24 protein-coding genes are annotated in these 24,458 nt (G+C 61.7%); 13 read left to right on the top strand and 11 right to left on the bottom strand.

Translation table 11 applies throughout. From position 1 onward, the window contains the following. The first annotated feature begins 102 nt into the window (after nucleotides 1-102). The 3 genes from IPU70_RS00800 to IPU70_RS00790 all read left to right on the top strand — a co-directional run bounded on the left by IPU70_RS00800 (nucleotide 103) and on the right by IPU70_RS00790 (nucleotide 1,815). Entirely contained in the window at nucleotides 103-747 is a 645-nt protein-coding gene (locus tag IPU70_RS00800; protein ID WP_207464218.1) for a hypothetical protein, read from the top strand. A 68-nt stretch (nucleotides 748-815) separates the two neighbouring features. Beyond that, complete coding sequence (locus IPU70_RS00795; RefSeq protein ID WP_242702242.1) at nucleotides 816-1,196, top strand: hypothetical protein; 381 nt, start codon at nucleotides 816-818, stop codon at nucleotides 1,194-1,196. A gap of 46 nt (nucleotides 1,197-1,242) precedes the next feature. Beyond that, a complete protein-coding gene (locus tag IPU70_RS00790) occupies nucleotides 1,243-1,815 on the top strand; it encodes an HD domain-containing protein (RefSeq protein WP_207464217.1) in 573 nt (190 codons plus the stop codon). 23 nt (nucleotides 1,816-1,838) lie between these two features. Here IPU70_RS00790 and IPU70_RS00785 read toward each other — a convergent pair whose 3' ends face one another. The 3 genes from IPU70_RS00785 to IPU70_RS00775 form a co-directional block, all read right to left on the bottom strand. Then, a complete protein-coding gene (locus IPU70_RS00785; RefSeq protein ID WP_207464216.1) occupies nucleotides 1,839-2,735 on the bottom strand; it encodes a DMT family transporter in 897 nt (298 codons plus the stop codon). Nucleotides 2,736-2,795: 60 nt separating this feature from the next. Next, entirely contained in the window at nucleotides 2,796-3,719 is a 924-nt protein-coding gene (locus IPU70_RS00780; RefSeq protein WP_207464215.1) for a bifunctional helix-turn-helix transcriptional regulator/GNAT family N-acetyltransferase, read from the bottom strand. Between the two features lie 134 nt (nucleotides 3,720-3,853). Further along, on the bottom strand, nucleotides 3,854-4,804 hold the full coding sequence (locus tag IPU70_RS00775) for a GlxA family transcriptional regulator (protein ID WP_207464214.1): 951 nt from the start codon (nucleotides 4,802-4,804) through the stop codon (nucleotides 3,854-3,856). Between the two features lie 152 nt (nucleotides 4,805-4,956). Between IPU70_RS00775 and IPU70_RS00770 the strand changes: the two genes are divergently transcribed. Then, a complete protein-coding gene (locus IPU70_RS00770; RefSeq protein ID WP_207464213.1) occupies nucleotides 4,957-5,574 on the top strand; it encodes a cysteine hydrolase family protein in 618 nt (205 codons plus the stop codon). 131 nt (nucleotides 5,575-5,705) lie between these two features. Here IPU70_RS00770 and IPU70_RS00765 read toward each other — a convergent pair whose 3' ends face one another. The 6 genes from IPU70_RS00765 to IPU70_RS00740 form a co-directional block, all read right to left on the bottom strand. Next, a complete protein-coding gene (locus IPU70_RS00765) occupies nucleotides 5,706-6,581 on the bottom strand; it encodes a M15 family metallopeptidase (RefSeq protein ID WP_207464212.1) in 876 nt (291 codons plus the stop codon). Between the two features lie 49 nt (nucleotides 6,582-6,630). Continuing rightward, nucleotides 6,631-7,467 carry a hypothetical protein gene (locus IPU70_RS00760; protein ID WP_207464211.1) on the bottom strand — a complete coding sequence of 279 codons (837 nt, stop codon included), beginning with the start codon at nucleotides 7,465-7,467 and terminating at the stop codon, nucleotides 6,631-6,633. 383 nt (nucleotides 7,468-7,850) lie between these two features. Beyond that, nucleotides 7,851-8,744, bottom strand: coding sequence for an NAD(P)-dependent oxidoreductase (locus IPU70_RS00755; protein WP_207464210.1), 894 nt, complete (start codon nucleotides 8,742-8,744; stop codon nucleotides 7,851-7,853). Further along, nucleotides 8,741-10,483: a dihydroxy-acid dehydratase gene (gene ilvD, locus IPU70_RS00750; RefSeq protein ID WP_207464209.1), complete on the bottom strand. Its 1,743-nt coding sequence runs from the start codon at nucleotides 10,481-10,483 to the stop codon at nucleotides 8,741-8,743. Before ilvD ends, IPU70_RS00755 begins: the two co-directional genes overlap by 4 nt. Nucleotides 10,484-10,517: 34 nt before the next feature. Beyond that, nucleotides 10,518-11,297, bottom strand: a complete 780-nt coding sequence (locus IPU70_RS00745; RefSeq protein ID WP_207464208.1) for an SDR family NAD(P)-dependent oxidoreductase — start codon at nucleotides 11,295-11,297, stop codon at nucleotides 10,518-10,520. Beyond that, the gene (locus tag IPU70_RS00740) at nucleotides 11,294-12,622 is read right to left on the bottom strand and encodes an MFS transporter (protein ID WP_207464207.1); all 1,329 of its coding nucleotides are present in this window, start codon (nucleotides 12,620-12,622) and stop codon (nucleotides 11,294-11,296) included. Before IPU70_RS00740 ends, IPU70_RS00745 begins: the two co-directional genes overlap by 4 nt. A 286-nt stretch (nucleotides 12,623-12,908) precedes the next feature. Between IPU70_RS00740 and IPU70_RS00735 the strand changes: the two genes are divergently transcribed. After that, nucleotides 12,909-13,880: a LysR family transcriptional regulator gene (locus tag IPU70_RS00735; RefSeq protein ID WP_207464206.1), complete on the top strand. Its 972-nt coding sequence runs from the start codon at nucleotides 12,909-12,911 to the stop codon at nucleotides 13,878-13,880. 12 nt (nucleotides 13,881-13,892) lie between these two features. Here the strand turns inward: IPU70_RS00735 and IPU70_RS00730 are convergent, their stop codons facing one another. Beyond that, a complete protein-coding gene (locus IPU70_RS00730) occupies nucleotides 13,893-16,160 on the bottom strand; it encodes a DUF3604 domain-containing protein (RefSeq protein ID WP_207464205.1) in 2,268 nt (755 codons plus the stop codon). A gap of 92 nt (nucleotides 16,161-16,252) precedes the next feature. Between IPU70_RS00730 and IPU70_RS00725 the strand changes: the two genes are divergently transcribed. The 3 genes from IPU70_RS00725 (at nucleotide 16,253) to IPU70_RS00715 (ending at nucleotide 19,171) form a co-directional block, all read left to right on the top strand. Then, nucleotides 16,253-17,179 (top strand): LysR family transcriptional regulator, encoded by a 927-nt coding sequence (locus tag IPU70_RS00725; protein WP_013394414.1) that lies wholly within the window; start codon nucleotides 16,253-16,255, stop codon nucleotides 17,177-17,179. A gap of 113 nt (nucleotides 17,180-17,292) precedes the next feature. Beyond that, nucleotides 17,293-18,273, top strand: a complete 981-nt coding sequence (locus IPU70_RS00720) for a tripartite tricarboxylate transporter substrate binding protein (RefSeq protein WP_207464204.1) — start codon at nucleotides 17,293-17,295, stop codon at nucleotides 18,271-18,273. Nucleotides 18,274-18,370: 97 nt separating this feature from the next. Continuing rightward, on the top strand, nucleotides 18,371-19,171 hold the full coding sequence (locus tag IPU70_RS00715; protein ID WP_207464203.1) for a hypothetical protein: 801 nt from the start codon (nucleotides 18,371-18,373) through the stop codon (nucleotides 19,169-19,171). A gap of 80 nt (nucleotides 19,172-19,251) precedes the next feature. Here IPU70_RS00715 and IPU70_RS00710 read toward each other — a convergent pair whose 3' ends face one another. After that, entirely contained in the window at nucleotides 19,252-19,581 is a 330-nt protein-coding gene (locus tag IPU70_RS00710) for a YciI family protein (RefSeq protein ID WP_207464202.1), read from the bottom strand. An 87-nt stretch (nucleotides 19,582-19,668) separates the two neighbouring features. On the opposite strand from IPU70_RS00710, the gene IPU70_RS00705 reads away from it, so the two are divergent. From IPU70_RS00705 to IPU70_RS00685, 5 genes are all read left to right on the top strand, one after another. Further along, entirely contained in the window at nucleotides 19,669-20,037 is a 369-nt protein-coding gene (locus IPU70_RS00705) for a 50S ribosome-binding protein YggL (protein ID WP_207464201.1), read from the top strand. A 989-nt stretch (nucleotides 20,038-21,026) separates the two neighbouring features. Then, nucleotides 21,027-22,397 carry a hypothetical protein gene (locus IPU70_RS00700; RefSeq protein ID WP_207464200.1) on the top strand — a complete coding sequence of 457 codons (1,371 nt, stop codon included), beginning with the start codon at nucleotides 21,027-21,029 and terminating at the stop codon, nucleotides 22,395-22,397. A gap of 160 nt (nucleotides 22,398-22,557) precedes the next feature. Next, nucleotides 22,558-22,911: a two pore domain potassium channel family protein gene (locus IPU70_RS00695; protein WP_207464199.1), complete on the top strand. Its 354-nt coding sequence runs from the start codon at nucleotides 22,558-22,560 to the stop codon at nucleotides 22,909-22,911. An 847-nt stretch (nucleotides 22,912-23,758) separates the two neighbouring features. Then, on the top strand, nucleotides 23,759-24,070 hold the full coding sequence (locus IPU70_RS00690; RefSeq protein WP_207464198.1) for a hypothetical protein: 312 nt from the start codon (nucleotides 23,759-23,761) through the stop codon (nucleotides 24,068-24,070). Nucleotides 24,071-24,093: 23 nt separating this feature from the next. Continuing rightward, nucleotides 24,094-24,426 (top strand): hypothetical protein, encoded by a 333-nt coding sequence (locus tag IPU70_RS00685; protein WP_207464197.1) that lies wholly within the window; start codon nucleotides 24,094-24,096, stop codon nucleotides 24,424-24,426. The last annotated feature ends 32 nt before the right edge of the window (nucleotides 24,427-24,458 follow it).

The following is a 24,458-nucleotide window of genomic DNA, read 5'->3' as shown; positions in this document are numbered from 1 at the left end:
ATTTTTTTGCCATCCGCGCAATGGCATCTATGGTTGAATACGCTCCGTTTGCGCGCGGCTGCGCCAGCCGCGCGACTCATACTCCACGGAGCTTTGTCCAGTATGCGTTTCAGAGTTTTGACCATGGGGTTGCTGATGGCGGGCGCCAGCGTTGCGCAGGCCGCCACGGTGCCGGAAGTCTTCAACGGAAAAATGCTGGGCAAGAGCCAGGCGCATTTCGAAACGATAGCCGGCTCGCCGCAGGAATCCTACGGCGACGATCGCGTGTTCGACGTGCAGGGTTGCCTGATCACAGCAACGATCAAGTCGGACAAGGTATCGGCGCTGAGCATGGAGCCTTCCGAAACCTGCCAGCCCGACCTCGCCAGTTTCATTGGCGAGTATGCGCCCAAGCCTGGGCAGAAAATCATCCCCGCCGCCTTCGACTCGGGCCTGACGTACACGGCCGATTGCCTGACGGACTGCGGCAATGCCGCCGACCCTTGGGTCTACGCAAGCTGGACCGCGCCGCGTGCGGCGGGCGGCATGGAAGTCATGCTGGGCTTCGTGCAGGCCGGAGGCGACGCGCTGGACGCAGCCGATAAATGGGCCACGCAGATGGAAAAGGCGGAAGGCAAGGATTACCTGCTCAACAACAAATTCAATTGCGATGCCCGCTACAACAATGTGGCGGCGGCCGCTTTCAAGAACGTGACCGCGACCAGCGTCAAGATCGGGTTTGATCTGCCGAAGGAACCTTGCCGCTAGGTCGCGCTGCGAACTGCTGTCTTTGTAATCCACGGCCATGCCAGGCCGATCCCAGGGGAAAACAATAAATGAAGAAGCTAGTCTTGACGGTTCTTGCGACTCAACTGCTTGCCGGGTGCGCGGGTTCCCCGATAAGCAACATGATCAACAATGAACGCCAGGAAACCCGGGCTGACATGATGCAATCGTGGGTCGGCGAGAGCGAAGAAAAACTGGTTTCCAAATGGGGGCCGCCCACCAACAGCTATACCTTGTCCAGCGGCGGCAAGATCATTTCGTACGAATACGTCCGTGGCATCATCAACAACACCATCTACCGATGCACGGAGAAATTCAGGATTGACGATGGCAGTGTCACCAAGTGGGGCCTGAGCTCCGGCTGCGACACGAGGATCAATGGCGGGGACCTGATATCGAAGGATATCCCCATTCCGCAGCCGACTTTGTGATGACGGGCGCGGCTTATGGCCGGGCTGCAATGGGCTGAGACTGAGCGTGAATATCGAGAACATCAAAGGCCGGCTGGCCTTTCTGCAGGAAGCCGAAAAACTCAAAAGCGTGCTGCGTAGCGGATTCACGTCCACCGGCCGTCCCGAAAGTACGGCCGAACACAGCTGGCGCCTGTGCCTGATGGCCATGGCATTCGAGGACGAACTGGCCGGCCTGGACATGCTCAAAGTCCTGAAGCTGTGCGTGCTGCACGATCTGGGCGAGGCCATCCATGGCGACGTTCCGGCCATCGAGAAACACCAGCATCCGGACAAGAGCGAGCAGGAGAAAGCCGACCTTTTGCTTCTGACCCGATCCCTGGACGAGAAACAGCGAGCCGGCATCATGGCGCTTTGGCAGGAATACGAGGATGGCGCCACGCCGGAGGCCAAGGCTGTCAAGGCCCTGGATAAGCTGGAAACCATCCTCCAGCACACGCAGGGCCAGAATCCGCCGGATTTTGATTATGGGTTCAACCTGACCTATGGCCAGAAGCACACCGACGCGGATCCCTTGTTTGCATTGGTGCGCAGCGTCCTGGATGAGAAAACGCGCGAGCGCATGGATCCGGAAACCTGAGAAGTCAGCGACCCGGCGGCTAACTACGTCGCGGTCTCGCGTGAAGCCGCAGGCCGTTCATGCGTGCCAAACCAGACGCCGGAAAGCACCAGGATAAATGCTCCCGTCAGGCGCCAGGTCAGCGGATACGAGGCACTCAGCAACTCGATCAATACCGCCGTGATCGGCGCCAGCGCCTGAAACGACATCACCCGGCTCGCCTCCAATCGGCTCAACGCCCACAGCAGGCAGAAATAGCCCACCGCACTGGAAAGCCCGATGAAGACCACATTCGCCCATTGAAAGCCCGACAGGCTGGGCAATAGCGGTGCGCCTCGCATCAGGCAGACGCCCGCCAGGAACAAAACGGAGACAAACATCGCCACCACGCTGATATACATCGACGGATAACGCTGCAGGTAGGGACGATATAAAAGACTGCAAGCCGCGCCGATGAACGTCGCGCCCAGCAAGGCGGCCCAAGCCCAGCCATTGGAAGCGCCGCCAACCGCAGCAGCAGTGGGCTGCAGCAACAGCGCAATCCCCGAGACCGCCACGACCGCACCTGTCAAGCGGGCCCAACTGAAGCGTTCGCGTCCCGTGGCGATCGCGAGGCACAGGGTCACCAGCGGCAGCGTGGAAAACACCAGGGCGCAAGTGGCAGCGGGTAGTCGGGCCAACGCATAGTTCAACAGCAGTATGAGCATCGCGAATTGCAGAATGCCCAGGCCCGCGACGGCACAGAAATCCTTGGCCGTAAACCGCACCGACCATCGCCGCAGCATGGGCGCGGCAAGCACGACCGCTCCTATGGCATAACGCAGGAAGGCCAGCGTCTCCGGCGAGACGTCGTTCGACACCGCGCGAGTGGACACCATCGCGGCCCCCACCAATGCGCCTGTGACGGCGGCAGCGGCAACAGCGTGGGCGCGTTCACTCATCTGAGCCGCGCCTGTCCGCAAACACGGATTTCATCTGACGGCAGGGATGCATGGCGTTGCCTACAGATCCCGCGCCCAATACTGCCCCACCAGATCCTTGCCGAAGCTGTGGTGCTGTTCTTCCTCGACCAGCTCGAAGCCTGCCTTCTCATAGATCCGGCGCGCGTCCGTCAGCACGCTATTGGTCCACAGCACCATGCGCTTGTAGCCCGCCTGCCGCGCAAACCGCAGGCATTCGTCCACCAGCCTGTGGCCTATGCCCAGCCCGCGCGCGGAACCGTCCACGTACAACAGGCGCAGCTTTGCTGTCGTCTCGTCCTGCCGCACCACGAAGACCGAGCCCACCATCTTCCCGTCCTTCTCCGCGATCCAGCAGCGCTCGCTATCGCGGTCGAACTCCCGAATGAACTTCGCCACGATCTCGGCCACTAGCGCCTCGTACTCCGAGTTCCAGCCGAACTCCTGCGCATAGACCATGGCCTGGTTCGCCACCACCAGCCCCATGTCGCCCGGCCGCGGATCGCGCAGCACATAGGGCAGGGGGGCTTTATCGCCGAGCAGGTTCTGGATCTCGTTCATGGCATTAACCAGCTGCACTTGCGCCGGCTCCGATAGCTGTTTGAGGATGGCGATGATCTCGTTGCGCGACGCTTCATTGAGCGGCGCGAACGCCGCCCGGCCGGCTTCTGTCAGTTCCAGCAGACCCACGCGGGCGTCCGCGGCCGAGCGCGTTTTGGCGATCAAGCCCTTCTTCTCGAAGCCCGAGATCACCCGGCTGACATATCCCGCGTCCAGATTCAGTTCCCGGCACAGGTCCGAGGTGCTGAGTGCGGGGCGGTGGGCCAGCTCGTAGAGAATGCGGACTTCGGTCAGCGAGAACTCGCTGGCCAGCAGGTGTTCGTGCAGGACGCCGATCTGGCGGGTGTAGAAACGGTTGAAATAGCGGACCGCTTCGGCGCGGTCGTGGAGCGATTGCTCTGTCATGGGGAGAATCCAAATACTTGCCTGAAGCATATTATTGTTTGCTTTAGGCAAGTATTGGAAGATCTTTTTCTGATCCGCGGCGAACGGTCCGATAGGCCGGCGCTATCTGGCGCGCGGCTTGGCGCCTGCCTGGATCAGCGCTGCCGGAACTGCTTCCGATAGGCGGCAGGCGACACCGAGAACGCCGCCGTGAAATGCTGTCGCAGCGACACCGTCGACCCGAACCCCGTCGCCTCGGCCACCCGGTCCACCGACAATCCGCCCGTTTCCAGCAGCCGCTGCGCTGCGGCCAGCCTGTGGTTCAGCACCCATTGCGTCACCGTCGTGCCCGTCTTCAGCTTGAAGCGCCGCGTGAAATTGCGGCGGCTCAGGCCGGCGTGCTCGGCCAGGCGGTCCAGCCCCAGCGGCTCCTGCAAGTGCTCGATGGCCCATTCCATGGCCACGCTTATCGGGTCGCCGCCGTCCTCGCGCGTGAGCGGCCGTTCGATGTACTGCGCCTGCCCGCCATCGCGATGCGGCGCCATCACCATGCGGCGGGCCACCCGGTTCGCCAGCTCCGCGCCATGGTCGCAGCGCAGCAGGTGCAGGCAGCAATCGATGGCAGCGGCAGTGCCGGCCGAGGTCAGGATATCGCCGTCGTCCACGTACAAAGCCTTGCGGTCGAGCCGGATCTGCGGATACTTGCGGGCGAAGTCGTCGCTCCATACCCAGTGCGTCGAAGCCGGTCGGCCGTCCAGCAGACCGGCCTCGGCCAACACAAAGGCGCCCAGGCACAGGCCGATGACCCGCGCGCCGCGCGCATGCGCGTCGCGCAAGGCTTGCAGCATGGTCTCGGGCGGGCGCTCGTCCGGATCGCGCCAGGCTGGCACGATCACCGTGTCGGCCTCGGCCAGAGCCGAATAGTCGTGCGGCACGTGGATATCGAAACCCGACATGGTCGCGACCGGCCCGATTGCTTCGCCGCAGACCAGCAGGCGATAGCGCGGCGCGCCCAGCCGGGCCAGGTCGTCGCCGAACACCATGCAGGGCACGGACAGGTGGAAGGAACTGATGCCCGCGAAGGCGACGACGGCGATGGTGTGCATGGCGCTTGAGGTAAAAAATGCGGATTTGGCCCGATCCTATCATTTATTGGTATTCGGGCCACTTTCCGGTGCTGGGCCGATGGCGGATCCTTGATGCTGTTCGCCCTCATGCGTGAACTGCACACTAAACGCCTACAGATCAAGGACCTACGATGAACCACCCGACTATCCGCGCCATCGCCGGCGCCACCGCCCCGCAGTCCATCGACCCGGCCAGCACCGCCTTGCTGGTGATCGACTTTCAGAACGAATACTTCAGTGGCCGGCTGCCCATTCCTGAAGGCGCTGCGGCCCTGCGCAATGCTGCCCAGCTCGTCGCCCATGCCGATCGGCACGGCATCCCCGTCTTCCACATCCAGCACGCCACCCCGGCTGGCAGTTCCGTCTTCGCTGACGGTAGCGCCGGCGTTGAATTCCATCCCGATCTGAGCCCCGCGCCGGGCCATACGGTACTGCGCAAGTCCACCGTCAGCGTGTTTCCCAGCACCGACATCGACCAGCGCCTCAAGGCAGCAGGCGTGCACACGCTGCTGATCACGGGGCTGATGACCCACGCATGCGTTGCAGGCGCGGCCCGCGACGCGGTGCCGCTGGGCTACCAGGTGATCGTGGCGGCTGATGCCTGCGCCACGCGCGACCTGGATACTGGCGCGGGGCAACAGTCCGCGCTGCCGCATGCAATGCTCCATCGCGCCGCGCTGGCGAGCATCGATGACACCTTCGGGGACATCATGACGACGAAGCAGGTGCTGGAACTGCCGCTGGCTTGATAACGGGAAGGGGTTGGGCGTGAGCCGACCTGATGCGCGCTCGTGGGCGTTTTGCTTTTGAGCGCGCCTACGGTCGCGTGGCGTCGGTCTGCTTCATCTCGGCTGAAATTGCAGGCCGGTTCCGCTTTTGATCAGCGCCGCCTGCGCACCCCGGTCCCGGCCGCTTTGACCACGCGCACCAACGCCGCATCCACCTCATCGGAACTCATGATCCGGGTGAATTCGAAATGCATGCCATCCAAACGGCCTCTATAAAAGCCGCCCCAATAAGCGCCGAACTCCTGCGCCACCGGAACCAGCCGGTAGACACAGCCGATCTCGTCCGGTGTCGCCGGGAAGGCATTCAACTTGTTCGCGCTGTAATTGATATCGAACGCGGTTGCCCAGCAATGGTTGCTCAACTCATGCGTGCTGCCGCGCTTGTAGCGCCGGCTGAAAGTGCCTTCGAAGGATTTCACATCCGGCAACAGGCCGGCTTTTTCCCAGGCGCTCCATAGCGCAGTCAGCTGATACGTCAGCTCCTTATGAAACGGCACCTTGGGCTGCCCGCCAGCAATGCCCTTCAATTGCGGCAGGGCCACCGACTGCAAGTGCTTCGCCTCCCACCCGTTGGTAATGATCAGGCGTTCCTTATTGCCTGGTTCGCCCGCCGGCTTGGCTTCGATGCGGCCGAACACGTCGTGCATCTGTTCCTGGCTGAGCGGGCTTTTGGTTTGCGCGGCGATTTCGGGATAGGAATAGCCCCAAAGCTTGGCCGCCAGGCGAGCATCGAAATCGTCCGTGGTGTCGAAGGCCAGGCCGCAACCCAAGGTCATGTTCCCCACGATCCCATCGACAGTGAGGATGCTCGCGTTCGCCTTCTTGTTGAACGCGACCTGGAAACTGCGGGTTCCCTTTTCGCTTTCCCCATCGAACTGCTTTGCCCCATGCGCGAAGTTGTGGTCCTTCAGGAACTGATTCCAGCGCTCGACCAGCAGTCCTGAATCACCCGGGTTGAATCTAGGCATGATTGTCTCCAGTGTTTTTGGTGCGTCGTCTATGCGCAGGGGCGGAGTGTCATTGCGTTGCAGGGGCGTTCAACAACCAACCGAAGACTGGATCGGCTTGCGTCAAGGGCGTCGCAGTATCGGCCGAAGACGGGGCAGCTGCCGGTGTGGATGGGGCGACCGGAGCCCCCGTCTTTACACACGACTCGATATCCAGGAGGGCCAGCTTTACCTCCTTGGCGAGTAGTTCAGCCGCCTGATAATTTTGAATGGCGACGCCTGCGACCTTCTTGCCTGAACCCTGTAGGGGTGTGCTCTGCATCTTGTAGTAACTGTTGTACGCCGCCAGTACCGCCGCAGCATCGATGGGGGCCGGCGTCAGCGTATTGAGATTTTGGCGCAGCTGCGATTGAATCTCCATCGACGCAAAATTCATGGAACGTACCAGCATGGGCAGCTTGTCGAGCGCGTCGACCAACGACGGTGGGGCGCTGTTCTGCAAGACGTACGTCACCGTGACCACACAGCCCGCCTTCTTCGCCGCCGCATCGAAAAAGCCGCGCTGAGCCTCCAGGTGATACCGAGCGCCTAATTGACTTGCACCCGCGGCAATGCCGGCGCCAGCGGCCGTGGTGGCCACGTTTCCAATCAAGCCGCCCGTGACGCCGACGACCACGCCTGCCAGCGTCCAATCGCTTTGTTCATATAGTCCACGTTGCGCCTGATCCGCGCGGGCTTGGTATTTCTTCCGTTCTTCTATAAGGCGTCTGCCGCCGTCGGTGACGGTGGCGAAGGGCTCACGGGCCTCAGGAGTGAATATCGGATAGGCGCCTGGGGGGCGGGCGGCGCAGGCGGTCAATAGAACCAGTACCAGGGCAGATGGCATTCCTCGGCGCACGAACGCCATTCCGTGCAATCGCGGAGCAAGAGGGGTATTGCGCGTCCGGTGCCTGAGCATATAAATGGGTGTCGATAACTGGACCGAGCGTTTCTGACGAATGCTGGTAGCCAGCGTAGCAACGAGGCGTCGACGCGCCTAGCCAGCCAAAAGCATGATGCCCAAGGCACAGTGAACCCATTCAGGCGCGTTGCAGAGACGGGTTTCAACGCCGGTCAAGTGGTGTCAGTTTGAGGCTGCTCTTGCCTCGGAAATGTGGAAGCCGCCCACGCTTCCCCTGCCGCCATCACCACTGCCGAAACTGCTTCCGATAGGCGGCAGGGCAGCGCCGGCATCGAATTCCATCCCGACCTGCGTCCCGCGCCGCCAAACGCTCCCTGACGCGCCGTCCGCTACGCGCCGGCCTGACTCTCCGCTTCGCCGATCCGGAATACCTGCGACAGATCCCAGTCCCCCATCCCACGCTGCGCGGCATCCTGCAGCAGCCGGCGAACTTCCGGCAGCACGCGTTGGATTGTGGCGCTCGCTTCGGCGAGTTCGGCAATCGCGTCGAGATCCTTGAGCAAGACGCGCACCGTGCCGGTGGCATGCTCGGGCGGGGTCACCATGCGCGGCCACAACGTTTGCAGCAGCACGGAATCGGCCCAACCGCCTTGCAGGGCCGACGGCAGGGCGGCGGTATCGATGCCGCTGCGCTTGGCTAGCACGAAGGCTTCGGCCAGGCCGGCGAGCGTGGTCGCGACGATGGCTTGATTGGCGAGCTTGGTGGTCTGGCCTGCGCCGACGTCGCCCATGCGCGTGACGCGTGAGGCGTACGCGCGCAGCAAGGGCGTCACGGCTTCGATCGTGTCCGCCGGTCCGCCCGCCATGATGGCCAGTTTGCCGTTCGCCGCGCCCTCCGTGCCGCCCGAGACTGGAGCGTCAATCCACACGCCGCCGGTTGCTGCCGTCCAGCGCTGGGCCAGGGCGCGGGTGAGTGCGGGCGACAAGGTCGAATGGTCAATGAGAGAAGAGGGCGGCGTGGCGGCGTGCGCCAGGCCGTGTTCGCCGAACACCACGTCCTCCACGGCTTTGCCGTCGCCCAGGCAAAGCAGGGCGATGTCCACGCTTGCTCCCAGCGCCTGGGGTGTGGCTTTTGCCACGGCTCCGGCAGCCGCAAGGGAGCTGAGCTTCGCGTTGGAGCGGTTCCAGACGGCGACCTCGTGCCCGGCGGCCAATAGGCGCCGGGTCATGGGTTCACCCATGCGGCCGATGCCGCAAAAGCCGACGCGCGGCGTTCTCGTCATTTTTGGCCTCCGTGGGCAGGCGCTTCCCCGATATGAGCTTCGTACGGCCACGTCACGGCCCCGGAATGGGTCACGGCGCCCAGCTTGGCCGGACGCACCAGCGCTTCATACTTCTCAAGCACGCCGCCCAGCCGGCCGCGCGCGAACGGCTGGCTGGCCTTCGCCCGCTCCGCGAGTTCCTCGTCAGAGAGTTCGACGTTCAGGCTCCCCTTGACCGCGTCGATGTGTATGCGGTCGCCGTCGCGCAGCAGGCGTATCGGACCGCCCGCCGCCGCTTCGGGGCCGACATAGCCGATGCACATGCCGCGCGTGGCGCCCGAGAATCGGCCATCGGTCAGCAGCGCGACCTTTTCACCCATGCCTTGCCCATAGATCGCCGCCGTGACGCTCAGCATTTCGCGCATGCCCGGGCCGCCCTTGGGTCCTTCGTTGCGTATCACGAGGACGTCGCCTTCCCGATAGGCGCTGGCCGCGACCACCGCCATGCAGTCCTCTTCCGTCTCGAACACCCGCGCCGTGCCCGAGAACACCAGCTGCTTGAGGCCGGCGGTCTTCAGCGCGGCGCCGTCCGGGGCCAGATTGCCGCGCAGGACCACCAGCCCCGCGTTGGGCGAGAGCGGTTCGTCATGCGGCTTGACCACGCGGCCGTCGGGACCGGGGAAGGCGCGCAGCGCCGTTTCCAGCGTTTCGCCGCTTTGCGTGAGCGTGTCGCCGTGTATATGTCCGCCCGCGAGCAGGGCGTTGAGTACCGCCGGCACGCCGCCGACATGATGCAGGTCCACGGCCAGATAGCGTCCGCCTGGCTGCATGTCGCCGATGAGCGGCGTGCGCGCCAGCACTTCCGACACGTCATCGAGCGTGAACGTAATGCCTGCCTCGTGGGCGATGGCCGGGATGTGCAGCATGGCGTTGGTCGACCCCCCGGTGGCGGCGACGGCCGCGCAGGCGTTCTCCAAGCTCTTGCGGGTAACCAGGTCGCGCGGCAGCGGCCCGCCATTGCGCAGTGCGCGCATGACGTTTTCACCGGCGCGGCGGGCAATCGCGATGCGTTCGCTGTAGACGGCCGGCACCATCGCCGAGCCCAGCGGGGCCAGCCCCAGCACTTCGGCAACCATCGCCATGGTGTTTGCCGTGAATTGCCCTGGGCAGGAACCGGCGGTCGGCGTGCAACGTTTTTCTATGCCGCGCAGCGTTTCGGCCGACATATCGCCGCGCTGCGCCGCGCCCACGGCCTCGATGGCCGTCAGGATCGTGGCCTGCGAGCCGTCCGGGGCCACGCCCGGCAACATCGCGCCGCCGAACAGGAACACGCCGGGGACGTTCACGCGCACCATGCCCATCAGGATGCCGGGCAGGGTCTTGTCGCAACCGGCCACGCCGACCAGCGCGTCGTAGCAGTGGGCGCGCACGAACAGTTCGACGCTGTCGGCAATGGTCTCGCGCGACACCAGCGAGAAGCGCATGCCCGAGTGATTCATCGATGTTCCATCGGAGACCGAGATCGCCGAGCCGCGTATCGGCACGCCACCGCCCGCCGCGATCCCGAGCCGGACGTTGTCCGAGATCTGATTCAGCGACATGGAACAGGGCGTGTTCTCACCAAAGGTGTCGACGATGGCGACGAACGGCTTGTCGATGGCCTCGTCGTCCAGGCCCGTGGCGCGCAGGAAGGCACGGTGCGGCGCGCGCGTCACGCCCTCGGTGACCGTGCGGGAGCGGTGTTTGTGCAGATCTTTCATGGATGGAATTCCTAGTATCAGTATTGGAGGAGGCTCAGGTGTTGAGCATCAAGCCGTTTTCCAGGGCCAGCACCTGGCCGGTCATCGCCGGCGCGCGGGCGGCGATGAACCAGGCCAGCTCCGCGACTTCCGACGGCTGCGACACCCGCTTGAGCGGCGCGTTCTCGCGCATGCCGTCGACCACGCGGGCGTAGGCCTCGTCGCCGAGCACGCGCCGCAGCAGACCGTCGTCGACCATGCCCGGGGCGATGGCATTCACGCGGACCTGCGGGGCGAGATTGCGCGCGAGCGACAGCGTCAGCGAATTGACCGCGCCCTTCGAGGCCGCATAGGCGATGGACGATCCCGTGCCATTCAGGGACGCCAGCGAAGAAATATTGATGACGCAGCCCGACGCCGCGCCTGCCGGACGCTCGCGCAACAGGGGAGCCGCGGCGCGCGTCACCTGGAACATGCCGATGAGGTTGACGCGATAGACGCGTTCGAACTCGCTGGCGTCGACCGCTTCCAGATCGCCGTGCGGAATCACACGGGTCGTGCCCGCGCTGTTCACGACCGCGTCCAGCCGTCCCCACCGTGCCGCGACGGCATCGACCATGCGGCGGCAAGCGGCGTCGTCGCCCACGTCGGCATCCACGATAAGGGTCTGGGCGCCAGCGTCGCTGCACTGCGCGGCCACCGCCTCGGCCGCCGCGCGGGTGCCTTGGTCGAAATTGTTGATGGCCACCGCCCAGCCTTCACGCGCGAAATGCAGGGCCGTGGCGGCCCCGATGCCGCTGGCCGCGCCGGTCACCAGACAGACGGGCACGCTCATGCCTGACCCCGCTTCGTGCGCAGCGACATGGCGATGAAGGCCCCGCCGACCAGCGCGCAGGCCAACAGAATCATGCCGGGCAGCAGCTGTCCCGTGGTGTCCTTGAGAAAGCCGATGACATAGGGACTCACGAAGCCGGCCAGGTTGCCGACGGAATTGATCAGCGCGATGGCCGCCGCGGCGCCCGCGCCGCTCAACATCGCCGTGGGGATGCCCCAGAAGACCGGCGCGATCGAGTTGATGCCGATGGCGGCGACGATGAGGGCGGCCATCGACCACCACAGATGTTCGGCAAGCAGCACCGAAACCAGCATGCCGACGGCGCCCAGCACACAGCACACGGCAACGTGGATACGGCGTTCGTTCGTGCGGTCCGCATGGCGCGCGATGAGTATCATCGCCACCGCGCTGACCAGCGAAGGCACCGCCGACAGCAGGCCGATACTGCCCAGGTTGGCCACGCCCGCGGCCCGTATCATCGTCGGCAGCCAGAACACCAGGCCATAGTTGCCCATGGCGATACAGAAATAGAGCAGGCCGAGCAGCCACACTTTGCGGTCGCCGAACACCTGCCGCACGCTATGGCGGGCCCGGGTGCTGTCGTCGGCGGCAAGATCCTGCGCCAGCAGGCGCTTCTCGTCCGCGTTCAGCCACTTCACCGTCTCGATCCGGTCCTGCAGCATGAAGAAGGCGGCAATCCCGACCAGCAGCGACCCGATACCTTCGACCAGGAACAGCCACTGCCAACCGGCCAGGTCATGCAGGCCGCCGAACCGCTCCATGATCCAGCCGGACAGCGGGCCGCCGATGGCGCCCGACACCGGGATGGCCACCATGAACAAGGCGATGATCTGCGAGCGGCGGCTAGACGGGAACCAGGTCGACAGGTACAGCACGATGCCCGGGAAGAAGCCGGCTTCCGCCACCCCCAGCAGGAAACGCAGCAGATAGAACGACAGCGGTCCTTGCGCGAACATCGTCAGCGACGAAATGATCGACCACGTGACCATGATGCGCGCGATCCAGATGCGCGCGCCCACGCGATGCAGGATCAGATTGCTGGGCACCTCGAAGATGAAGTAGCCCAGAAAGAAAATGCCGGCCCCCAAGCCGTAGACCGTTTCCGACATCGACAGATCGGCCAGCATTTGCAGCTTGGCGAAGCTCACGTTCACGCGGTCGATGTACGCGACGATGAACGACAGGAACAGGAACGGCATGATGCGCCAGGCCAGCTTGCGGTACAGCGCGTCTAGCTGCGCAGGATTCCGCGCGGCCTGCGAGCCGGCATAGGCCGGCGCGCCGCCGGAAAGGGACGTGCTCATGGGTGTTGTCTCCGTGGGTGTGTGCCATGGGGCACATCGAGTTATTCGGCAGTCTGCGAGTTCGGTTATGCGATGTGGCATCGACGTGGAATCAATCATTGTTCCCGGTTGATCGTCGATGCTTCACGAAAGGCCTGCGCTACAGTGCTGTCCGTTCGAAGGGTACGGGCTGCTCGCATTCGGCGGCAAATCACACTTTCCGCATTCGGCATTACCATTTAGTTATGATTGGCGGCTTACGCCATTACCCGATGGCGACCGATACCCCCGTCTTTCCATTCACGACATGTCCGCCAGCACGCCGTCCGACAACTCGATAGAACGTTTCTTCCGCAGCGGCCTGAAGCTTGGGCATCTGCGCATCCTGGTGGCGCTGGGCGAGCTTCGTCAGGTGACGCGGGTGGCCGCGGCGTTCCACGTCACGCAGCCCGCCATTTCCAAGCAGATCGCGGAGATCGAGGAGGCGCTGGCCACGCCGGTCGTGCGCCGCGTGGGCAACGCCATTGAATTGACGCGCATAGGCCGCGTGCTGGTCGAACGCGGGCGCGAGATCCTGCGCCAGATCGAACTGGCGCGGCGCGACGTCAAGGCGCTGGCCTCTGGCACGGCGGGCCACGTCAGATTCGGCGCCGTGGTGACGATCCCCCAACCCCTGATCGCGCATGCCGTCGAACTGTTCACGCGGCGCGCGCCAAACGCCTCGTTCTCGTTCGTCGAAGCCACGCTCGATCGCCTGCTCAAGATGATGGACGAAGGCAACCTCGACCTGGCCCTGGGCCGCAACCGCGTGACCGGATATCTGCCGGTGATGCGCCACGAGTCACTGCATCACGAGCCGTTCGTGTTCGTGGTGGGTACGCGCCACCCATTGGGCGGCCCCGACACCCCCGTGGCCTGGGGCGACCTGCAGGACGTGCGCTGGATCACGCCGATGCAGGGTTCGCCCGCTTTTGCGACCATGGTTGAGATCCTGGCCGAACATGGCGTGACCCTGTTGCGCCCGACCATCGAATCCAGTTCCTTGGCGCTGAACCTGTCCTTGCTGCGCGACGGGGGCTACGTCTCGATCCTGCCGCTGTCGCTCGCGCGCCGCTACGTGCAGCGCGGAACGATGCGGATGCTGCCGCTGCCGCCGCTGGGCCCCTTGGGCGAGGCCATCCTGTACTGGCGCGAAGACACTACGACATCCACCACGCAGCTATTCGCCGAGTGTTTGCGGGAGTCGTCGGCGGAATTGATCGATCCCGCCGGCGCCTAGCGGACAGTCATCTTATTTCGGCCCGGACCCGGCCCGCTCCACATAGATCGGGCTGGAGTAGATGAAGAAGCCGTCCTCGGTCGTGATGCGCAGGTACACCGCATTGTCGGAGCCTGTGTGCAGCGGCACGCGCACCCGGGCCTGCATCCGTTGCACCGGGTTCTCGTCTGGCAGGCGATAGACCTGAAGCCGGCGCCGGATGCCGCCGTTTTCGACGACGACCGGCTCCAGTCCGATCTGGTCGACGGGGATCTCGGTACGCACGACCGGCGTGTCGATTTTCAGCACGCCGGCGCGCGGATTGCTCAGCCGCACGTCGATGCCGCTGTAGCCGCCGGTGGTCAGCGAGCGCCAGCTCAGCATGTCGGGGCGGGGTTGTGCCAGGGTCTTGTCCAGGTTCCAGAAATTGATCGGTAGCGGATCCACGAAGGTGTTGCCCTCGAGGGTCGCGCTACCGTCCCAGACCGTCTGGCGGCCGCGCCCGCGGTACTCGGACCCTTCCCAGACAACGCGTATCCGGCTGCCTAGCGCGGCCTCGTCGTAGGGGTACAGCGTCTGCACCACGTCCATGCGGTTGCGGACTTCCACGCGCTCGATGGCGCCATGGGTCAGCACCTCGAAGGACAGCTCCAGCGAGTCGCCGTCGTACGACAGGATGGCGCCCATATCGGCCTGCGTGACGGGCTCGCGCGTGACCGGGGCGCCCAGCTTGGGATCATCGGAATAGCGCTGCGCCGGCCTGTCGAAATGCGCCTGCACGTCCAGGTAGGCGCGGCATCCGGTGGTGGCGTAGTGGCGGCGCTGGCGCAGGCACTCGGCGATCGACTGGCGGGTCAGCTGGTCGGCAATCAGACAGCTCAGGCCGCCATACGCGCCAAACATCGATGCGCCAGGATGGCTTGCCCCATGTCGGCCTTTGTGTCCATCGCTGTTGGCCAGGATGCCCACGCGGTAGCCCAGCCGGAAGGCATCCTCCAGCAGCCATTCGAAGGTACCCCAGTCGGAGTGGATCTCGATGGACCGCTCCAGCCGCGCGTCATGGGACCGCGTAATGTCGGCGTAGCGTCCGCCTATGTGCGCGAACACCACCACATCCTCATCCTTCAGCGCGTCAAACAGCGCATCGGCATCGTTGGCGTCCAGCGCCAGGTCCGACAGGTCGTCGATCAGCGCGTGCGAGGACCGATGGATGGGGCGGCCTTCCTTCAGGTACAGCACGTTGCGGTCGCCGCCCAGGCCGGTGTTGCCCGACCATTCATAGCCGGGAAAGATGATGAACGATCCATCCTGGTTGTATTGCGCGGTCAGCTTATTCAACTGTTCCCAGAACGGCGTGGTGATCTGGAAGTCATTGCCCTGGTGGCTCATGACGTCCAGAAAGGCGCGGTCGCGCGCGAACAGGATCAGGTCCTCGGCGGAATTGGTGCCTATGGTTTCCTCAGACTGCCCGTGCAGGTCGGCCCAATAGTGCCCGCGTGTGCCGCCGCCAGCCGCGACGATGCGGCAGGGCGTGCTTTGCGCCATGGGCACGCCATCGCGCAGCACCTCGATGCGCAGCTCGCCGGGCGCTTCGGCCACCAATCCTTCAAGCTTCGACGAGAGCTCGCCCTCGCGCATAGTGAACGTGGCAGGCAGGCCGCGCAGCGGCAGGCTGCTGCGCAGGGTGAACTCGCCGGCTACCTGATCGCTGGGGTTGCCCCATTTGTCTTCGCCCTTGAAACCCAGGCCGAAGGGCACGCCCGCCACCGCCTGGCTGGGCAGGATGGCCTTGTAGGCCACCGGCGGCCCGGCCACCACGGCGATGGTGGGCGAGTGCTGGAGCTCGGTGTAGTTATAGGTGGCAAAGGCGTCCACCAGCACCTTGAATTCGAACGTAGGCTCGCTGAACGTCTGCACCCGCATGCCGGGCGAGCCCTGCCGCGTATCGCCGAAGCGCACCACGATGCGATCGCCTTCCTCCAGGTAGCCGCGCACCACCCGGATGAATAGCGTCTTGTCCCAGGGCCGGATATTGCGCTTGCCGTCGTACTCGACCTGCAGCACCGCGCCGTTGGAAGCCTCTACCGTGGTGTAGTTCCAGCCGTCCGGCTGATCGAACTGCGGCTTGCCCATGTCGCTGGCGAAGCGGTGCACGATCTTGATCGATCCGGTGTCGTCGATGCCGAAATAGCCCGCGGTGTACGTCAGCGTGAACGACGCGAAGCTGCCCGCTTCGAAGCGGCCGGTAGGTTCGACGATGGCCGATCCCATGCGGTCGGCGGCGTAGGAAGAGTGGGGCATTGCGGTTCCTGGCGGGTTAGGGAAATCCCATCTTAGGGACCGCACATCCATATAGCTATAGTATGCAAACTATTCCATCATGACGTCGCTACATGACCGAGCCGATCGAATCCGTCTCCCTGCGCCAACTGCGCGCGCTGGTCGCTATCGGTGAAACGGCCAGCTTCACGGCCGCCGGCGAACGCCTGGGCCTGTCGCAACCTTCCGTCAGCCACTTGATCCGCCGACTGGAGACCGAAGTCGGTCAGCCGCTGGTGGTGCGTGGCCGCGAGGTCTCCTTGACGCGCGACGGCCAGGCCATGGTCGACGCAGCGCGGCGCGCCATCCTGGCCATCGACAGCTCCATCCAGGAATGCCGCGAACACTCCGACCTGAAGCGCGGCAAAGTCATGGTCGCCGTGGGCCACGTCAGCGCGGCCACCTTGTTGCCGCACATCCTGATGGAGTTCCGCCAGCGCCACCCCCAACTGGACCTGATCGTGGTCGATTGCATGGTGCAGCAGATCCGCACGCGCCTGCTCTCGCACGAGGCCGATGTCGGCCTGGGCGCGGTCATGCAGGACGACGACTCCCGCATCATGGTGGAACAGCTTTCGGACAGCGGCGTCGCGCTCTTCGCGCGCATGGATCATCCCCTGGCCAGACTGGACGAGGTCGACGCCAAGGTGCTGGCCGAATTGCCCTGCATCCAGCTGAATCCCGAAGCGCCCGCCTGGCTCAACATCAGCCGCCGCTTGATCGCCGCGAACATCTATCCGCGCGTCGAACAGCGCGTCGTCCTGCTGTCCACGGCCATCGGCCTGATACAGGCCGGCATGGGCGTGGCCATGCTGCCGCAGATCGCGCGCGGGCAGATGCCCGCCGGCATCAAGGGCATCGCCTTGCGCAACCCGGCGCTGGAATGGCCGATCTCCATCGCGCGCCTGGCCAACTACCCCTTGTCTCCCGCGGCCCAGGCCTTCGTCGCCGTAGTCCGCTCGGTCTCCCAACGCCTGCGCCGCGACGCCGCCATGCCGTGATGGCATGACGCTATAGCACCCCGCCTATTTTTCGGGGTTGCCTGCTCCGATACGCTGCTTGGCATCATGCAAGCCCGCATGGTTTCCATTGCTCGCGCCAGCGCGGAGGCATCATGAAAACACTACAAGGGGTTCTACTGGGGGCTGTACTGGCCTGTGCGTCGCTTGCCGTGACGCCCGCCGAGGCGGCGCCGTTTCCGGATCGTCCCATCACGCTGGTCGTGCCGCTGGCGGCGGGCAGCACGGCCGATATCCTGGCGCGGTCCATCCAGCCCGGCCTGAGCCAGCAACTGGGGCAAACGGTCGTCGTCGAAAACAAGCCCGGCGGCGGCGGCCAGATCGCCATGAGCTACGTGGCCAAGGCCTCGCCCGACGGCTATACGCTGGTGCTGGGCTCCAACAATACCTGGGCCATCAACCTGGGACTGTTCTCGAAGCTGTCGTACGACCCGACCAAGGACTTCGTGCCGGTAGCCTATCTGGCGGGCGGCTCCAACGTGCTGGTCGTGCCGTCCGACAGCCCGTACCGCTCCGTGCCCGAACTGGTCTCGGCCTTGAAAGCCCAACCGGGAAAACTGATGTACTCGTCTGGCGGCAACGGCACCACGCACCACCTCTCGGCCGAACTGCTGCTGTCGATCACCGGCACCCAGGCCGCGCACATTCCCTACCGTGGCGCCCCGCAAGGCGTGGCCGCCGTCATGGCGCATGAGGTCGCCTTCGCGTTCTACAACACGCCCAGCGTGTCCGGCCTGGTCAAGGAAGGCAAGCTGCGCGCGCTGGCGGTCACCGGCGAGGCCCGATCCCCCTTGCTGCCAGACGTGCCGACCATGATGGAAGAGGGCGTGCAGGGCTACGTGATCACCGTCGACCTCGGCCTGATGGCCCCCGCCGGCACGCCGCCGGACGTCGTGGCGAAACTCAACGCTGCGGCGCGCAAAGTCATGGACAGCGCCGAACAGCGCCAGCGGTTGCAGGCCTTGGGGTATGAAATCTTCCACGACGGGCCGCCCAGCGGATTGGCGGCATTTATCCAGGCCGATATCGCCAGATGGGTGCCGCTGGTGCAGAGGTCGGGGGCGAAAGTGGATTAAGTGTTCGCGTTGCCTGATTCCTCTGCCTGGGGAAATGCGCGGGGCGCCAGCTTACAATTCGCCGGCCCCAACCACCTCAGCAGAGCGAGTCCCGCCCATGTCCGAACACCACCAGTTTCTGTGCCCCCGCGACATGCATTTGCCGCCGCCTGATTGGCGGGCGCTGGAAACCAAACTGCTGGAAGGCGGATACGTGATGGAACCGCGTGGCGACGGCGTTCCGTATCGCGCGCTGTTGAACCTGAGCTTCGATCTGGCCAGCCTGAACGAAGGGTCGTACCAATATCAGGAAGGCCTGCGCACCACGGGTGACGTGATCGCCATGTACGTGGGGGCGGGGTATCTGCCGGCGGATATGCCGATACGCCACAACGACACTGTGGAAGAGGCTCTGGCGCTGCTGGCTGAGCACGGCATTACGCCGGGCGATCGGTATGCGGATAACGAGAGCAGCGACTGGAATAGTCCGCAGTACTGCCTGGGGCCGGCGGCTCGTGCCTATCTGACTGACGATACGCGGGCTTCCTATGATGCCGACCCCAAGAATTTTCCGTTGATGCTGCTGGCCTATGACTGCCCTGAGCCGCATGTGGCGGTGGGGGAGAATCTGTCCGAGCCTAGTTTGCCGGGGTCAGATGAATTGCTGGAATCCATGCCGCCGTTTGACTCGCATGTCGATTTTATTGGGGCGGCTTACGAGGATCCGGCTGCGCAATGGCATTGTGCGGAGAATGGGCTCGATTACCGGATACTGGAGCTGGATTGGCAGTACAGCATGGCGATGGGGTTTCGGATGGTTCGGACGGAATGGCTGGATGAGGGTAGCGCCGGGGGGCTGGCCAGGCTGATCAAGGGGCTGACCGGGCAGGTTATGGTTTGCAGCCATCGGCATTTGTGAATGGGGGGTAGGGGATAGGCGCGGGGTTGTTATTCCCTTGTTCTTGCGAGATGTAAACCTACGGTGCCGATGAGGTGTCGCTACGGCTGTTCCAGCGGCCACACCTCAATGACCCCGTACGCGACGGCACAGGGCGTTTGCGACACCATCGCTATAGCTTCGGCCAAGTGGGCGGCTTCGATGATGGCGAAGCCGGCCACTGGCAAGGGTGATTTCATGAATGGGCCGTTTGTCGTTTCAACCCGTGCGGCTTCGTGGTTGCGAACTTGTACTGGTGTGCCTGCAATGCCCATCAAAACGCCGTCTGCCTGCAAGTTTGCATCGTGCGCATGCGCTGCGTTTCGGATGGCCGCGGGCGTACGATCGTAGCCCTCTTGATCGCCATATCCGATGGTCACGAATTTTGGCATGGGGTGTCTCCTTTAAAAAAGGTGTGTGACTACCGTTTGATGTGTTGAAATTCTAGTTTGGCACAATTCCTAATAGAAACTCCTTTCATGCTGACCCGTATACCTACTAAAAATCGCGTACGCAGACTCAACGCTCGCCAGCGAAAAAAACGTCGTCTAGGCGAGTTCCGGGAGCTTTGCTTCGACGTAAAAATCACATTCAAGGAACCGCTTGCTGCGCCCAGCTACGATGCATGGTGGGAAGCAGTCATTGACCTAGTTGAATCACGTCAACTATTGATCTGTGGTCTTGGTGGTAGGCTGCCCCTACGCGAAACGGACGGTATTGTGGTTGCGGCGGGGCGTGGTTCCCCGTCTGAAGAGGATCGAAAGGCTCTCCTTGTCGGATTGCAAGCGCTGCCAGAGGTTGCTGGCATTGAGTTGGGCGACTTTTCCGATGCTTGGTATGTCGAATAAAAGGGGCTCATAGGGAACCAGACAGAAATCTTGAGAGGAAAACCGGAAAAAGTGTCGGACTAGGATTTCGAAATAGGAATTGCAGTCTGACACCATTTCTACGCACGTATGCCGCAAGCTACACGGATACGAATACCCAAAATTAGGTATTTCGGCCCCACACTTTTTTTTGGAAGATGAGCGAACCCTAAGTATGCGTCGGAATGCTTGTGCCAACCTGCCGGTTGCGCCAATTCAGAATTCGAGCTGTTAGTCCAGAGGTCGACATTGACGGCCTCCTACTCCACGCGACCGTACGAGGTTACGGAGGCAATCTTCTGAAGACGGCGCGCGGCCCACCGAAGGCGCCGGCGACTGTTCGATTTCATGTTCCCGCTGGTCCAGCGCTGTCATGCATCGTCAGCCCGCAACTTCTCGCTCGAGCAGGCATCGCGAAGATTCTGGGAAGGTATCTCGCTACTCGGACGCAATCCCGCTGATATCGCCGAGCCGGTTGTTGACGGCAAGGCTATATCTCGAGTGATAGCACTCACGAAACACTCCCGCGTCGCGGGCTTGGAGAAAATCCTCATGGACGATCCTAGGCGCAATAAGTTCGATTATTCTCAGTGCAGTTGTCCGTTAGACGTGGCCCTTAATGGCGAGTGGTATCTCGATGTTCAGTTGAACTGGGCTCGATGTACTAGTAGACCTCGCGTGAACCTGATCTGTGGAATCCGGGCCGTCGTAGCCAATCCTACCGCTGGTATAGCATCGTTGCGTGCGATCTTTGCGCGCATCATGGCTCGGGCCGCCCCAAGTCGCTCATGTTCGAGGGCCGTAGTGATGCACTACGCGCCGCAGTGGCATAGGCAGTACCCTTTTCACACCTGCGGTCGCCCCGTGTTTCCCGGCTGCGATGTAAATCTCGTCAGCGATTGATCCTCGTCACTTTTCCGCCTGCAAGATGGCGACAAACAAAGTTGTGATGTGACCACGCGGAGGAAGAGATGACCTACAGGCCTGCTGTTTGGGAGCGAATCTGCGTTGCGGCTGCCGCTTTCATCATCATTGCGCTGGTTGCTCTGCTTGCGTTTAGAAATCAGCACATTAACGACCCCAACATGGTAGTGATGCTGCGAACTCTGTTGAGTTTGGCAGTGGCAACGCTGGGCGCAACAGTGCCAGGCTTTCTAAATATAAGTTTCAACGCAGCCGGCTTGGCCGTGAGGGCGGGCGGTGCGCTCGCGCTGTTCGTCCTTACGTACGTCTATACACCAAAGGTTGTTGATCGGCCACCAGTGCCGTCTGCTCGTGTGAACTTTTACGGTGAGAATCTCCCTTCTGAGCTCGACGTTTCGAAAAAAGAAGGATTCACAGACGTGTCGATGCGAGAAGGTCATGTCATGACGTACCGATCATCGGCAGAACACGGTGCGCTCAACGTCAAGCCATACCTGAGATACCTCACTGATCAAAGCAACGGAGGACCAATCCTCCCTCTATGGATTCAAGGATTTTTCTTTCCTGTGCCAATACTTGGTGTGGTCGTCAACAATCCCACCAGCGCCCCTATCGCGGTGTCGAGCATTGAGCTGGCAATAGAGCACCGAGCTTCACGAGCGGACTCTTGGTTGCTAGTGTCCCAACCAAGGTGGAATAGGAAAGCACCAGGGCTCGTAACGATCGATTTCCACGACTTCGGTTGGAACAACTTCGCAAACGCCGTTGTCTCTTATGATGTTGTGCCGATCCCCGAGTCACATCCTGGGTTAGATCCTAAATTCACATCGGTTCATTCCGCGGATGCGTTGCTCAGCGTGCCGGGCATCTACTGGGATCGCCCTTATCCTTATACAGGCTCAGCGAACAGCTACGAAAACAACGATGTTGTCGGTGCGTCAGTCAAATTTCCCCTTGCGGAAAAGGCAATCGAAGATGTGAGAGGGGGGCAAAGTACGGCGGTTATCTTTGGGCAGTTGGTGACAACTGACTCAGCTGGGCAACGAAAGTCGTACCGCTTCGCGACACGATTGTTTCTGTCCTGGCCTGCAGGACCAGGCAGGATAAATCCGAGTTACAAGTACACGGTAGAAATCGAACCAGATGGCCCTCCCATCGTTGTGCCTATAGGAGTCGCGCATGAAGTTGATTCGGGAAAACAAGACTATTTCTTGATAGGAGTCTTTACTGTGAAGCCCGCTGACGTACGAATGAGAGTCCGCGTTGCGTTGTCCAGCGGTGAAGTCGTGGACGCCGGAATGGTGAACTTGCAAACGTTCTTCCCTAAGCACTACGGCCTAGGTGGAGAACCGGAAAGGTACGGCAAGTCGTTTATTCGAGTACCGAAGGAGGATGCTCCTTCCACGACAGGGCATTGAATTTTCAGTAGTCGTGACAACTAAAGGTGGCAGACTAAAATTTCGGTCCTTATGTTGTAGTCTCGCACCCTATTTTGTTTTGGGGCTGGAAAAAAGATACCGTCTTGCCCGTCAAGAGATTAGGCGTAATTCAGCGTTGGCCATAAGGGAGGGGCTTCGCATGTACGAGCCGAAAGGGCAATCGCTGCTATCCACAAGACGTTTCGTGTTCCGGATGCTGTGGCATCTTTTCTGGGCGATGGCGATGGCGATGGCGGTCGCGGGCCTGGTTGCCTGCGTGGGCATCGTCGCGCACCTGTGGTTTGAGGATATCAGTTGGCATGACGCCATGCTCAACCCCGCGCTCATCACCGGCGGTATCTGGCCATTCATCGCGCCTGCCTCAATGGGCGGGAAGATATTCTTCTCGTTGTATAGCCTGTTGGTCGGGCTATTGTTTGTGGGCACCCTAAGCCTGATTCTCGCTCCCGTGGCGTATCGCTTGATTCATAAGTTTCATTTGGATGGGGATTGAGGGGGGGAATCGTCTCGGACTGAGATTACGTCAGCTGATACATCCTTGGGGGAATCGCGGAACACTGTAGTTGAAAACTCTAACTCTAATTGCAAATACGGTTGAATTGCGTTTCGTGGATACTGGATCAAAGCCCCTGTTTACCTTTAGCCCCTTTTTTTTGAACGTTGGCTTGTTGCCTCGACTTGATGATGAGGACTCTTCATTCTAAAGTTCCTATCGATGTAGTCTGGAGCAAATGCTCTGGTATGTGGTGAATGGTACAAATAACTGATGGGCATATCTGCGAGGTAATCTCCTCGGTCTCGTGATCTAGGCCGGAAAGTTAATGTTCGGATTCCGATGGTCTGTTAAATTTTAATCATGCCGAATGTATTCTAATATCTCTGTTGGGCGAGATCGTCGGTGACTAGTTTATCGAATGTTGAAATTTGGTATGCGATGCCGTTTTTTCGATGCTGCAAAGGTATTGATTTATTGGATTTCGATTGCTGGCGCATGGGTTGTATAGTTGGGGCGGTTTGGTTTTTTTGCGATTTTTCATAATTAAATATTAAAATTTTTGTACTGACTCCAAAAGTCGCTCGCTATCAAAAGGGGGGTAGGCGGCGGCGCAACGCCGCTACAGCGCGGATGTCATTGAACTATCGTCCTGACTGAGTTCACGGCTCAGGTTAGATATTCAATCGATTGGATTTCCAAGAAAGGCTTATCCATGTGCGTCAATAGTAGATTCTTCTACCGGACTATAGCCGTCTTCGTGATTGCTCTCTCGACGGCGTGCTCACTTATTGGCGGCTATAGCGCAAAGTCGCATGAGCAGGTAACTTCGCTCAAAGCGTCGCACTTGAAATTCATCGATACTTTTACCGAGGGCAATGATAGGACGTGGGAGGTAAAGAAGTTTGTAGAGGAATCAGATCGGGTTGACCTGAAATTTCGGGAGGCGTTGGAGTTCTCCAAGAGTCTGGACGATGATATGCGCACGGCGAATCTGCAAGTATTGAGGGTGATCTTCGAAGAGGACGAAACTTACCTTAGAGGTAAGGGAAGATTGCTTACCCAAATTGAGGCTAGTACCCTTGCCACGACTTCAGCCTACGGCTACGACCGTGCGATTAAAGGGGAGTGCGTACGCCCAGGCAATGCCTGTAAATAGCAATTTATTGACAGGAGAGGGTCGTGGATATTCAGGAACTGCTGGACAGCGTCAAGAACAAGTCGCTTGAGGCAATAATAGAAGAGTTCAAGGACCTGCTGGAAACGGCGAAGAAGGAGAAGTCGGAATTCATCAAAACCTCCGCTGAGCAGGTGGTGCAAGCGCTTATCTATCGCGCCGAAGGAAAGTTGGCGGCCAACGATGTGCTGACGTTATTGAAGAAGCAAAAACAGATCGCACAGATCGAGGCCAACAATGCACGGATACAACTACTGTCGCGTATTCAAAAGGTTTCCTATCGAATCCTAGACATCGCAATTGACGTGCTGGTTAAGGTGATTGTGCCAGTCCCGTAATTGGATTGTAAGAAAAGGCGATGCTGGGGTGT

It is taken from the genome of Achromobacter sp. SD115 (genome assembly GCF_017355315.1).
Taxonomy (GTDB): Bacteria; Pseudomonadota; Gammaproteobacteria; order Burkholderiales; family Burkholderiaceae_B; genus Achromobacter; species Achromobacter xylosoxidans_B.
The sequence above is the reverse complement of the archived record's forward strand: the minus strand, read 5'-3'. Positions and strand labels throughout refer to the sequence as shown.

Coding starts and splice junctions, on each gene's coding strand:
- IPU70_RS00765 (WP_207464212.1), bottom strand. CDS start 6,581: ATGCCTAGATTCAACCCGGGTGATTCAGGACTGCTGGTCGAGCGCTGG.
- IPU70_RS00710 (WP_207464202.1), bottom strand. CDS start 19,581: ATGCCAAAATTCGTGACCATCGGATATGGCGATCAAGAGGGCTACGAT.
- IPU70_RS00730 (WP_207464205.1), bottom strand. CDS start 16,160: ATGCCCCACTCTTCCTACGCCGCCGACCGCATGGGATCGGCCATCGTC.
- IPU70_RS00695 (WP_207464199.1), top strand. CDS start 22,558: ATGTACGAGCCGAAAGGGCAATCGCTGCTATCCACAAGACGTTTCGTG.
- IPU70_RS00800 (WP_207464218.1), top strand. CDS start 103: ATGCGTTTCAGAGTTTTGACCATGGGGTTGCTGATGGCGGGCGCCAGC.
- IPU70_RS00755 (WP_207464210.1), bottom strand. CDS start 8,744: ATGACGAGAACGCCGCGCGTCGGCTTTTGCGGCATCGGCCGCATGGGT.
- IPU70_RS00795 (WP_242702242.1), top strand. CDS start 816: ATGAAGAAGCTAGTCTTGACGGTTCTTGCGACTCAACTGCTTGCCGGG.
- IPU70_RS00780 (WP_207464215.1), bottom strand. CDS start 3,719: ATGACAGAGCAATCGCTCCACGACCGCGCCGAAGCGGTCCGCTATTTC.
- IPU70_RS00760 (WP_207464211.1), bottom strand. CDS start 7,467: ATGGCGTTCGTGCGCCGAGGAATGCCATCTGCCCTGGTACTGGTTCTA.
- IPU70_RS00785 (WP_207464216.1), bottom strand. CDS start 2,735: ATGAGTGAACGCGCCCACGCTGTTGCCGCTGCCGCCGTCACAGGCGCA.
- IPU70_RS00725 (WP_013394414.1), top strand. CDS start 16,253: ATGACCGAGCCGATCGAATCCGTCTCCCTGCGCCAACTGCGCGCGCTG.
- IPU70_RS00745 (WP_207464208.1), bottom strand. CDS start 11,297: ATGAGCGTGCCCGTCTGTCTGGTGACCGGCGCGGCCAGCGGCATCGGG.
- IPU70_RS00700 (WP_207464200.1), top strand. CDS start 21,027: ATGACCTACAGGCCTGCTGTTTGGGAGCGAATCTGCGTTGCGGCTGCC.
- ilvD (WP_207464209.1), bottom strand. CDS start 10,483: ATGAAAGATCTGCACAAACACCGCTCCCGCACGGTCACCGAGGGCGTG.
- IPU70_RS00740 (WP_207464207.1), bottom strand. CDS start 12,622: ATGAGCACGTCCCTTTCCGGCGGCGCGCCGGCCTATGCCGGCTCGCAG.
- IPU70_RS00770 (WP_207464213.1), top strand. CDS start 4,957: ATGAACCACCCGACTATCCGCGCCATCGCCGGCGCCACCGCCCCGCAG.
- IPU70_RS00705 (WP_207464201.1), top strand. CDS start 19,669: ATGCTGACCCGTATACCTACTAAAAATCGCGTACGCAGACTCAACGCT.
- IPU70_RS00720 (WP_207464204.1), top strand. CDS start 17,293: ATGAAAACACTACAAGGGGTTCTACTGGGGGCTGTACTGGCCTGTGCG.
- IPU70_RS00715 (WP_207464203.1), top strand. CDS start 18,371: ATGTCCGAACACCACCAGTTTCTGTGCCCCCGCGACATGCATTTGCCG.
- IPU70_RS00775 (WP_207464214.1), bottom strand. CDS start 4,804: ATGCACACCATCGCCGTCGTCGCCTTCGCGGGCATCAGTTCCTTCCAC.
- IPU70_RS00735 (WP_207464206.1), top strand. CDS start 12,909: ATGTCCGCCAGCACGCCGTCCGACAACTCGATAGAACGTTTCTTCCGC.